Below are 12,174 nucleotides of genomic sequence, written 5' to 3' on the forward strand. Positions count from 1 at the left end.
GAGCCATGAGTAATAATGACGGTGTTCTATTAAATGTCTTTCCCGAGGTTCGTGTAAAGCCTAATACAAATTTAAACGTATCTTATGGGTATAGTCCAGGCGAAAACCCTTCTATTAGCTACAATACTGCTACAACAGTATTCATAGAAGAAACGCAAAATGGGGTACGCTACCGCTTATTTGCCGGAATCACTCCCACTGGTGATGCTATTAGAGAAGAGAACGGAAATGGGAGTACCCTTTCCCTAGCTACTGAAAAACTGACAAAAAACAGTGATTTCTGTGTAGTAGCCAATAAAGATGACACGCTTGAAGTGGTATTGAAACAAACCGCGACTGTGATTGTAATACCCAATCCCAATATTGACATTGAAGCAAGTTCCACTCTGATTGATTACAATACTGCCACCAAAATACAAGTACTGAAAAGTCAGCCCACAATCATATATAAAATCGTAAACGGTCTGGGTGATGAAGTGAAAGGGAACGGTGGAACAATTTTGTTGCCTACCGATAATTTAGTAGATGATACTACATTTCAAGTTGAAGCCATCAACCCAACAGATGAAGGTCCAAAAATCACGTTAACAGATACGACAACGGTATCAGTACGCCCCGATGCCAGTATTCAGTTACATATACCCACTTTACCAGAACAAGAGCCTGAGGATGTAAGTGGAAGTGTCAAAGAAGTAACCGTCATAGAAAATCGTCAATTAACAATAAAAATAGACACTCCACAAACAGGAATTACCTACCAACTTTGGAAAGTTGGAGAAGACAAACCAGACTTTACAGAAGGAGAGCAACTAAAATCAGCAGTACTCACCGGGAATGCTTCCTTTCAAGTTTTGGCAACCAAAGCACAAGACAATGATACAACATTACAAGAAACAGTAGAGGTAACCATAGCACCACAAGTGGTACTTGATCCTGGAAATACTCCGGATCAAACTCCGGGTGTTATTTATTATGGTACAACAGCAAGTGTAAAGGTCAAAGCTACGGAAACGGAAAAGATATATACTCTTTATAAAAAGGAAGGAGATGATGATTGGGAAAGACAAAACAGCCTGCCAGGAACAACAGAAAACAATGGGGAGATTACTCTCAAGACCCTTGCATTACAAAAAGATGCCACAATAAAAGTCACACAGCAACTCACAGGAGACACTAATTTGGAAGAAGAGTTGGCTGAATTTTCCATTACGGTAACTCCCCGTATTTCCGTAACGCCCAATCCTGCTTTTTACAACCGACCAGTAGAAATTGTTTTGGGAGCCCCTGTTTCCAATGCGGTCTATCAATTGCGTTATGATGCAAACAATGCTTTAGTTCCCAATGCTAGTGGTTCTTCTAATGACAGCACCACTCCTATCAAACTCAATACAAAAAACTTAACCCAAGCTACCGTTTATAATATCTTAGAGACCTCTGACGGTAAAGCAACTGAGATTACTCCCACCATTGTTGTACAGGTCATACCACAATTTAGTTTGGAACAAAATTTTATTCCTTACAAAACTGCTGCAGTCATCAAAATTGGGGATAGTGAAAATGGTACAAACTATCGGTTAGATATAGATGACAATACTATAACCCATGAAAAAAAATATGACCCCGATACAAAAGTCACTACCCTAACTACCGAAGAAATCACCAGTGAAGGATCAAACACCATTAATATAACCCCAGATTCAGGAGATTCAGGTACTGTTAAACTAGAGGTAGCTCTTCGTATCAATACTACTGATCCCTCATTTGAATATGGAGGTCAGGCCAGCATAGAGATCGCTGATACAGAAGATAGTAAAACATATTATTTGTACAAATCGGACGGGTCAGAGATTTCCACTACTTCCTCTTTTGACGAAGCTACAAAAGTAACTACCTTAATAACCAGCGTTCGGGCAGGATTAATAAACAGTGCCACCTATAAAGTAAAAGAAGATACTGCCGAAATAGGAATCGTAAATATCCTGATCAAGGCACAAGTTACCACCTATACCCCGCGTATCTCCTACAAAAGCACAGCCAAAATAAAAGTAGCCGCCTCAAAAAACAGCAGCAGTTACCAATTAATTGCCAATGAAACGAATATGGGATCGCCACAAAATGGTAACGGAACAACCCTGGAATTCACTTCTGACTCTCTATTGACAGATACTGTTTTTAAAGTAAAAGAAAAAGAGGGTACTAGTGAGATAGGAACCGTAAACGTTGAAGTGGCAGAGCAGGCTTATTCCCAATCTCCAGAAGTTGCTTATCGGGTTATTGATGAGGAAGAACTCGTTATTATGGTGACAGCCCCTGATAAAAATGTTACCTATCATGCCAAACATGACGGAAATGTTTACACACAACGTGATCAAGGAGATGATAAGGAAGTGAGTATTCCTATTGATCAAGAACTTACAAAAGAAACAACCTTTAATGTCTATTATGACGGTAATGGAGGAATGCCGACCCCCGTAAACGATGTAAAAATTGCCGTAACTCATCAATTGGTAGAACGTAAAGTACAGATTAGCGATGATTATCATGGTTCCGTCTTTCTAAGGGTAGGTGCCAGCACAGCTCCAGACAAAACTGATAGTGATGAAGATGGTACTCCTCCAGTTACAGAAATTACAGAGTACCAATTACGTGAAGATGCAGATAATCATAATGTTGGTCTCTCACAAGAAGGTACTAGTGATGAACTGGTCTTTACCATTGATACCGCACCTACATCGGATACTCTTTACAATATCAAATATACGTCCTACAACGTAGGAGAATTTCCTGATCCTACAGATTATAAAGAATTTAAGGTGTCGGTAGTAAGAGAGTCAAATCTACAGAATACGTTAACCCTAAGTACTCCTGTAGTTGCTTATGATGATGGACTTGTGGTTACGCTTGAAGAAGCTCAAAATCCAGACAAGCTTTATGAAATCCTTAACAATCAGGGTGCCGTACTTGCTGCCGGGGCAGGAAGTTCAGGGGGTACTGTTACTTATAACCAACCCGCAGGTTTGTCAGAAGATACCACCTATATCGCCCGAATAAGTGATACAATCCCCGACGAAAACGGGCAAGTTTTGTTACAAATAGTAGGTAAACAAACCGTGATGGTGGGTCGTTTACAATTTCACGGCACGTCTGATTATGTGTATTTTAAAGACCTCAATGATGACCTACAAATCAGAGAAAGTCAAACTATTGAAATGTGGGTAAGAGCCACTACACCTGCACATACAGAACTTCAGACACTCTATGACAAATCACCTGCTGCCGAAGGTACCACGAGTATTGATACCACTGGAAAGCCTACATATAAATATGATGACGGAAGTCAACGAACCGTAACAGCAGATCATGCTTTAGCTGATAATACTTGGACACATATTGCCATGGTACGTAATTCAGTAAGCGATCAATCACAGTGGTACGTTAACGGAGTAGCTGATAACAATACTACGCCTTTTACTGGTATAATTGCCACAACAACAAACGGTGCCAGAATAGGAGCACAACGTATAGCAGAGGACATCAATGCCGTACATCAAAGTTTTACGGGTTTGATTGCTGAAGTACGAATATGGAATACAGCCCGTACGCAAGCAGAAATCGACGAAACAATGAACAGACGTCTAGAAACTTCTGAAATTGATAGTACGTTGGTAGCTTACTGGAAAATGGATGAAATGCAAGGTCTGGAGATCAACGACTCGTCTAGGTCTAGCAATACTATTACGGGAACCCTTAACGGAGCTTCGTGGGATGGTGGAGATGCTCCTGCTCTACATCGTGTGATCGAAGAAGAAATAATCATTGATAGTGAAGTAAAAGTAGAAATCCATGTAGAGAATAGCCTTTCGGAGGACACACAATATCAGTTGGTATTTGCAAATAATGGCGACAATATCGCCAGTGGAAGTGAAAAAGGAACAGGCAGTACGTTAAGTCTCATCACAACCGACCCCATTGAAGAAGATGTCTATCTCAAAGTGATGGCAACAAAAGGTAGTATCTCGGAAGAAGTAGGTGTGGTAAAAATAACCCACCAAGAGACACATCAAATTATTACTACAAGCCTACAAGGTAAAGCCATGGTTTCCTACCGGGAAAAAGTTACAGTAGAAGTAGAAGGAGTAGCAGACCAAGAACCCGTTGAATTGTATTTAAATGATAATTATGGTACCCCTCTTGATACGGCTACCGGAAATGGCAGCACTATTGAATTGACCATTTCCGGTGATGCTGTTACCCGAGACATCCATGATGCTGTGGTAAGATCCGGGCAAAACAACGGCAAAACAGTTTTCATCACCAAAGTTCCGGAGATTATGGTAGGGTTGTTAAGTTTTGACAATTCAAAAAGTCCGGTAAAAAATGTGTCAATCCTTAACAATAAGAATACATTCAGTTTTACATCTGATCAGGATTTTAGTGTGGAATTTTGGATCAACGGATCCGTAACCCAATCAAATAACTTTGCGCCCATTATAAGTAATAATGATTTTAGTGATTGGGCAAATGATGGGTTTATCATCTTTTTCCATACCGAAAAAATATGTGCATATATCAGAGATGATGGCAATTCTGTAGATAAACCTCCTAAAGACAAATTATTAGAGTGTTCCACTCCAATTAACGATGACCAATGGTACCATGTAGTGGCTGTTTTTAACAGAACAGCATCAAAAATAAGCATGTATATAGATGGAAATGACTCTGTAGAATTGACCTATGCGATTACTTCTACAAAAGACTTTGACGCACCTGTATATTTGATGTCAAATAAAGCGACCAATTATATATGCTCGGGAATTCTCAGCAATGTCCGGATATGGGATACTGCCCTTACAAAAAACGAAATTGTAGCTAATAAAGACAAACGTCTTTCGGGCACCGAGAGTCATTTGATCGGGTACTGGAAACTGGACGAAGGGCAAGATGCCAAAGCCAACGATACTACTGATAATGATAATGACGGAACTATACAAAATGCAGAATGGTTAAATGAATAGTTTAAAACTTAGTATTAAGTACTTAATACTAAACCATGGAACAACAACATCTTATTAAAACACAACTCATTGAGTTTGAAGTGTCCGATAGCCACCGTGTTTCCGAGGTACAGGATGAGATCAGTACCTTGTACCATACCAAAATACTGCCCTATATTGAAGTTTGCTGTGATGAATTGAGCGATCCCGGTACAATTCACAGAATAGACACACTGGAATTGGATATTGGAAACATCGACCGAAATGACCTCATTTCCGAATTTGAACAAAAAATAAAGCCGCTACTTTACCGGCAGTTAGCCGAAAAGATCCGGGCAATTCCCCAAACCCTTTCCATAGTACAACCCGAAGCATCCGGCCCTACCGAAACATCAACACCGGAAATATCAAAAACAGAGGGTACGGATACCGAACTGCTTGCTTATTTTATACAAACAGGCCTGCTTCCCTGGTGGGCAAAGAAAAAAGACAGACAGGAACTCGAAGACACCTTGGAAAAATGTATCAGCACGAATCCTGATACCGTGAAGACTCTCTTTTTGGCAAGTATTAAAAATGAGGCATCCCTGCAACGAGTTGTCTTCCATTTTTCAGATGCGATACTTCTGAAAATCATCAAGGTCATTACTCCTGTACTGTCTTCTTTTATCAGCAACTATTGGTACGATCTCCGGCAACTTACCCGGGAAGGCATTTTCGATCAGGATAGCGTTCAAAAATTGACCCCAACTGCTTTACGTTTGCAACAGTGGAAGGGTCTCTTATTGAGTCTTGCCCTAAACCGGTTTTCCGCCTCACAAAAAAAAGAACTCGTTATACAGCACCTGTTGTATCTGGCAACAAGTCTTAACATAAAATATTCCCTGCTCATCCGCAGATTGACCAAACAGGTAAAGGATCACCCAAAGAATCGTACCGCTTTTAAAAGTTCGTTACCTCAGCTTATTTCCGAAATGCAGACAACTGACAAAACATCAGCAAAGCATCCGGCTTCAGAGGTATCTGATCATCATATAGTTTCCGGTCAGGATGTTTCTCAAAAAATCGACCGGATACAAAAACAAATTCAAGATCTTCAACAACAAAAAACATTCACAAAAGCCCGGCAGCAGCAATTAACAACATTGAAAAAACAACTCCGGCAATTAAAAGAGCAGGCTGTCCGACAAACCATACGGCAACCGGCAGAGGAAGAACAGTTACTGCAAATTCCATACAAGCCCTTTAACCAAACCGAAGAACTCTTTATTACCAATGCCGGACTAGTCCTCTTATGGCCTTTTATGACACGTTTTTTTGAAACCACAGGTCTGGTGAAAGACAAAGCTTTTACAGAGGACCCTGCCGGCAGAGATCGTGCAGTACTCCTGTTACAATATCTGACGGACGGTCTTACCGAAACTTCGGAATACCTGTTGCCACTCAATAAAATACTTTGCGGGAAGCACTTGTCAGAACCTTTGGAAACCGATATTGTGCTTACGGAACAGGAAAAAGAAGAAAGTGAACATCTGCTGACTGCTGTCATCGCCAACAATTCTATGTGGGAGAATCTTTCTGCGGAAGGTTTCCGGCAGGCGTACCTGCAAAGAGAAGGCGTATTGAACCAACGTGACGGAAGCTGGTGGCTGCAGATAGAAAAGAGAACCTACGATATTACATTAGAAAAACTTCCATGGACCACCACCGTAGTGAAATTACCATGGATGGAACACATTCTGTATGTGGAATGGTAAAAATACGATTGATATTATGATAACCACGGCCCAAACAAAAGAAAACGATAAGGAGAACAAAATAGCATCCCCTGAAAAAAACAGTAAAATACTCCCTGCTTTGCAACCCAATGCTCAGTTGCTTTACCGGGAAATGCAATGGATTGTTAAAATTGTTGATACCCGGCTGGCACTGTTTTTTGGCGACGAATGCCCCTACGGGGATATCTGTGAAGTGCTTCCGCCGGAATTGCCAAAGACAGGATCTACCTATGCCGATTACATCACCCAAAACCATCTCGGGTTTGTTGAACGTTTTGTGCTGGCTTTAAGTATGGCGCCCCATTTGCAACCGGAGGTACTGGACAGACTGTACCTTAAGAATTCAACCTATGACAAAGTATTTAGTCAGTTTGGAGGGTGGTACGATAAAGGCTATACCGGATTCATGCCTACCGTGGAAACTGCCTTTTTTCTCCTTGCTCATCATCACTTCAGCATGCGTTTTACATTGCAACAACTTTTTTATAGCGAACATTTTTTTATAAAAACCGGTGTATTAGAACTCAACTCCGTTTTTTCACATACCCCGTTATGGAGTCAAATTTTCCAAATATCTCAGGAGTACTACGATATTTTTACGATCGGGTACGCCCGTCCTCCTGCCTTTAGCACGGAGTTTCCCGCCAAAAGGATCCATACGAAAATGTACTGGGAGGATCTGATATTGCCCTCCCATGTTCAAAGACAGGTTCTTGAACTCAAAGACTGGATCGATTACAGTCCCGTACTACTTGATCATTGGGGCCTGGGTAAAAAGATCAACAGCGGGTACAAATGCTTGTTTTACGGACCTCCCGGCACAGGAAAAACGCTTACCGCCTGTATCCTGGGTAAAAGCGTACAACGCGATGTATACCGGATAGACCTCTCTGCGGTAGTGTCTAAGTACATAGGCGAAACCGAAAAAAACCTCGCCAAAGTATTTGACCGGGCCGAGCACAAAAAATGGATTCTCTTTTTTGACGAAGCCGATGCCCTGTTTGGCAAACGTACGGAAACCAAAAGCTCTAACGATCGCTATGCCAATCAGGAAGTAGCCTACTTGCTACAACGAATTGAAGAATTTCCGGGACTGGTGATTCTGGCTTCCAATTTTAAAGAACATATTGACAAGGCTTTTTTCAGGCGATTTCAATCGGCTATTTATTTTCCCATGCCCTCCACACGAGAGCGTTTGCAACTTTGGAAAACCTCTTTTTCATCCAAAACTCCTCTTGAGGAAATGGTTAACCTGAAAAAGATTGCAGAAAAGCATGCCATTAGCGGAGGTACCATTATCAATGTCGTTCGTCACTGTTCGGTAAAAGCCGCAAAACGAAAAAGTCCGGTCATTTTGTTACAGGATATTGAAGAGGGGATTAAAAAAGAGCTGCAAAAAGAAGGGATCAGCTTTTTTTAAATAGTTGTGAGATAAAATATGCAGGGAAAAGACATGATAGCCCGTTGTGCATCTTGATCTCCGACGGGAATCAAAATGCACGGCAGGTAACGATAAATTTTATATAAGATGTTTAAAAGAATTTTTAGTTGTGTCATACCACAGGAACGAGAAGAAAGAAGTGGAATTTCCATGCCTGCCCCCATACCCGAGACTCCGGAGAAAGTAAATCTGTCAAAAGGAATCAGTGAGTTGTCCGGTAAAAGTGCCCTTAACATTCCTTTTGGTAAGGAAAATAATGATTTCAACAAATTCTCCTATGTGATAAGAGATAAAAACAATAATGAAGGGGTGCCTGAAACGCCCACCCGCCCATCGACAGAACTCCAGTACGGAAGAGTGTCACATCTAAGTAAAAGGGACAGTATGAGTAAAGTTGAGCTCGAAGAAAAAACAGATGTAATAGTGCTTCACAATGCACAATCAGGATCTGCGGCCGTGAAAATTGATTTTGACGATATCGAAGAAGAACATCCTGTACTGGTGACAACAGGGTCATTGTCGGGATGTACCGTACTGTTTGGTGCCGATGACCATGCTTTTTATGCATTCCATACCGGAAAAGCAACTCATGATACTGCTGAATGGAAAACCAACAAGCAAGGAGTAGAACGATTGTTTGATACCTACAAAGAGTTTAACGGGAACACCTCTTTATCTCCGGAGGATGAAAGAGGTGAAGATATAAACTCCTTTTTAGATAAAATTATCAATGAACTCGGGTCAGGAATAGCAATACATAATAGCAAAGAAACGACTGATCCCGGTGGACCTGCAGAAGGCTCATCTCGGGTAAAATACAATACAAATGCCAAAAGAGGGGAAGAGGGAGCAGAAGAAAAAGGGATTGCACTGGCACTGATTCGTAGGAAAGAGGGTGAGATCATCATAGAAGCGTTAGCCCACAGACTCACTCCCAACTCACCCGAAGGCGAAGGAGTACAGGATTCAGAGAAAGAACCCATACGGCTAAAATAAATTCCATGATAAGTAAAAAGACACTCAGGTTCCGGAAAGAGGTTACGCTTTGGCAGCATTGCAAAGAAGTTCCTGTTTTTGAAACAAACCTTAAAAACCTTAAATAAATCATCATAATCGAAAAACAGATATAATCAACGAGAATGAAAACAGTAAGAATGTAAAAAATTTCAAATGCCGTTTCACATCCTTTATCTCAATTAGACGTGAACGGAGAGGTTTATCAGGCATGATACGAATCAGACAGGGAATTTATGGAAAACAACAAAAATATAAGGTTGAAAAGATTAGGCACCGTATTGGTGGACGGTATGATTAATTCTGCTGTAAAAGACTCTGATTTTAGAGATATAACGTCTATTGAAACCGAAGCAATTAATCCAAGATCTGCCAAAATAGCGAAAAATTCAGGGATGAAAAAGGTTACGTCATATTGATTATGAATCCATTTGAGTTAATGAAATGAATATGACTTTGATTATCAATATTGTTGCGTAACATAAATGATTGCGTTAAGGCACTGAAAGATGGAAACTCTTCAACAAACCATAAGGTTTTATAGAGAGTGTTAAAAGATACGATTTAAATTTAATATAGAACCCAAAAAGACTACGTATGAAAGGATTTATGGAAAAACGAAGAGACGAGTATGCAGTACAAGATACTCGTAGCGGTGATTCAAGGCAATTATCTCAGGATCAGGACAGTCCGGCTAAAGTAACCGGCTTTAGACGTTTGGATAGTTCGGAAGATGTATCATCTGAGAGCGGAGTAGATCGTACGGTAGATAATACGGAATTATCAAGACAAACCACCCTGGCGGAAATCGCCATGTTGGGAAGTCACGACTCGGGTACCTACAATGTTGAAAGGCACAAACCGGTTAGTGTATGTCAACACCTCGACTTAACGGAGCAAGCCAAACACGGAGTACAATATTTTGATTTGAGAGTTAGAAAAAGTGATGACAGTGATTGGCAGTTTTATCACGGCGAAAAGAAGTGGTTTATGGCCGGATACAATGCCACAGGATCAGCAACACGAGAACTATCAAAGCTTTTTGATTTTGCGAAACAAAATCCCAGACAGTTATTCATATTCAAATTTCATTTTGACAAGCATACAAACGATAGCGATGAAATAGGTAATTTTCTTCAACAGGAAGTGGTGGAAAAATTGAAAGACAATTTAATTCCCAACAGGGAAGGCACAGGATTGGGAGAGGTAACTCTTGAAAACTCCGTTTACAGGGGTAAAAACATCGGGATTCTGGCACATTATGCAGAAAAAAGCATTGAGGAAAATAGTACACTTAAAGAATATGTTTACAAATATAAAGAGAATACACGAGGAGGTTGGGGAAATACTCCCAAAGATCAAGAACTGATCCAACATATCACAAAGAATATTGCCGAAGATTCCGGCGAAGGAAAGAGAGGGCGTATTCTGACAAGTCAGACCAACCTTCCGGCATTTGTTCCCAATGTACACAAAGCCATTTTTATGCCCAAAACTTACAGAGGATTGGAGCATTTGGCAGCTAAATCACATGCCAATGTTGCACAGGGAGTAGAAAGAGCCATTACAGATGATGAAGGCAATGTAGTCCGAAATCCCGGAGTGATGTCAATGGATTTTGTAGGAACAGAAGCCGCCAGTACAGACTATTATGCCGAGTTACGAGACAAAGCCAATGCACTTAAGAAAAAGGAAATAGAAACGACACGTTTGTAGGAAAGATCAGTAATTGTTGAATAGTGAGGTGAATGGACACAAGATATAAGACTTTAAGACGTAAGACCTGACTAACAGTATCTCAGTTACTCATACCTCACAGGTTTTGAAGAGAAAGCTGTTGGTGTACATACCGGTTTTTGTCATGCATTTAGAAAATATGATAACGAATTAAAACGTAATTATGCCTAAAAAACAACTAAAAGGAGATAAAGAATCTATACAAAAAGTAGTAAATAATCGGGGGGGTGCCGCCAGAATGCCACCTGAAGCTGCTAACAATATTGTTGATGAAGATTTGTTAGGTGCCGTGGGTGGACTCATTACAATTACAGATGAAAATAAGAGAGAATACAATGATAGAGTATCTAAAAATGTTTCTTCAAATATAAAAAACTGGCTTACTTCAAAAGGTATGACTGCTACTTTAAGTAGAAATAGACAGAGTAAGAAGATGAAAGAAGAGATCGCTGCTACTAAATCCAATGATAAAGCTCAAAAATACCTGGGTAAAAACCTCAAAACATATCTTGATGAATTATTTATAAGATATGTTGAGACAAATCGCACTTTTTATAATCAAAAAGACCTTGAAGATCAGCTATCACAAGATATCAAGTTGCGAATCCTTAAATTAGACGATATGGTGGGCATTCCTCATAATTATGGTCAATTCTCTTCTGAAGATAAAAGCGGAGGCAACAAACCCCTAAGAATATTTCGTACTACAGAAAGTGAGGATTGGGAAATGTATCAGGCAAATAATGACATAAAGAAACTTCTTCGTGGTCATGGAGGATCATTTGGGCAAGCATTAGATTATTTTTATAAATCCAGAAACCCCCCTGCAAGCAAAGAAATTCCGGACAATACGATGATAATGTTTGATTTTTCAAACGATGATGAAGATAGAAGTGCTTCACGTTTAATTGATTATAATGAAATTATTGGAGGCGCAGAGGGGGAAGGCCCCAAAGGAGATAGGCTAACGGGAAAATCAGAGCAAAATGATATATTAGGTGAGTCAAAGGTGTTTAGTATTCATTTAGGAAAATCGCAAGACTTTATTTCGGGTAAGAACCCCGCAGTATTCCGTATAGCTAAAGCAAGAGAGGATAATCCTTAACCAGCAACTAATGGAATTGGGACTAAAGCATAGTCAATATCCACCTTCGGAATTATCAAGACAAGAAAGTGGAGAATTGCGGGATTTAGAAGGATTATAATTCCG

The 12,174-nt window shown here is 40.2% G+C and carries 7 protein-coding genes; all 7 read left to right on the forward strand.

The annotated features are described in order from the left end of the window. Positions 1-5 precede the first annotated feature (5 nt). The 7 genes from GKR88_10935 to GKR88_10965 all read left to right on the forward strand — a co-directional run bounded on the left by GKR88_10935 (position 6) and on the right by GKR88_10965 (position 12,069). Positions 6-5,015 carry a hypothetical protein gene (locus tag GKR88_10935; GenBank protein ID QMU64752.1) on the forward strand — a complete coding sequence of 1,670 codons (5,010 nt, stop codon included), beginning with the start codon at positions 6-8 and terminating at the stop codon, positions 5,013-5,015. A gap of 35 nt (positions 5,016-5,050) precedes the next feature. Continuing rightward, complete coding sequence (locus tag GKR88_10940) at positions 5,051-6,751, forward strand: hypothetical protein (GenBank protein ID QMU64753.1); 1,701 nt, start codon at positions 5,051-5,053, stop codon at positions 6,749-6,751. 16 nt (positions 6,752-6,767) lie between these two features. Beyond that, entirely contained in the window at positions 6,768-8,192 is a 1,425-nt protein-coding gene (locus tag GKR88_10945; GenBank protein QMU66693.1) for an AAA family ATPase, read from the forward strand. A gap of 108 nt (positions 8,193-8,300) precedes the next feature. Further along, the gene (locus tag GKR88_10950; GenBank protein ID QMU64754.1) at positions 8,301-9,209 is read left to right on the forward strand and encodes a hypothetical protein; all 909 of its coding nucleotides are present in this window, start codon (positions 8,301-8,303) and stop codon (positions 9,207-9,209) included. Between the two features lie 254 nt (positions 9,210-9,463). After that, a complete protein-coding gene (locus GKR88_10955) occupies positions 9,464-9,646 on the forward strand; it encodes a hypothetical protein (protein ID QMU64755.1) in 183 nt (60 codons plus the stop codon). A gap of 178 nt (positions 9,647-9,824) precedes the next feature. Then, a complete protein-coding gene (locus GKR88_10960; protein ID QMU64756.1) occupies positions 9,825-10,943 on the forward strand; it encodes a hypothetical protein in 1,119 nt (372 codons plus the stop codon). Positions 10,944-11,127: 184 nt separating this feature from the next. Next, positions 11,128-12,069, forward strand: coding sequence for a hypothetical protein (locus GKR88_10965; protein QMU64757.1), 942 nt, complete (start codon positions 11,128-11,130; stop codon positions 12,067-12,069). Positions 12,070-12,174 lie beyond the last annotated feature (105 nt).

The organism is Flavobacteriaceae bacterium (assembly GCA_014075215.1).
In the GTDB taxonomy this organism is placed as follows: domain Bacteria; phylum Bacteroidota; class Bacteroidia; order Flavobacteriales; family Flavobacteriaceae; genus Polaribacter.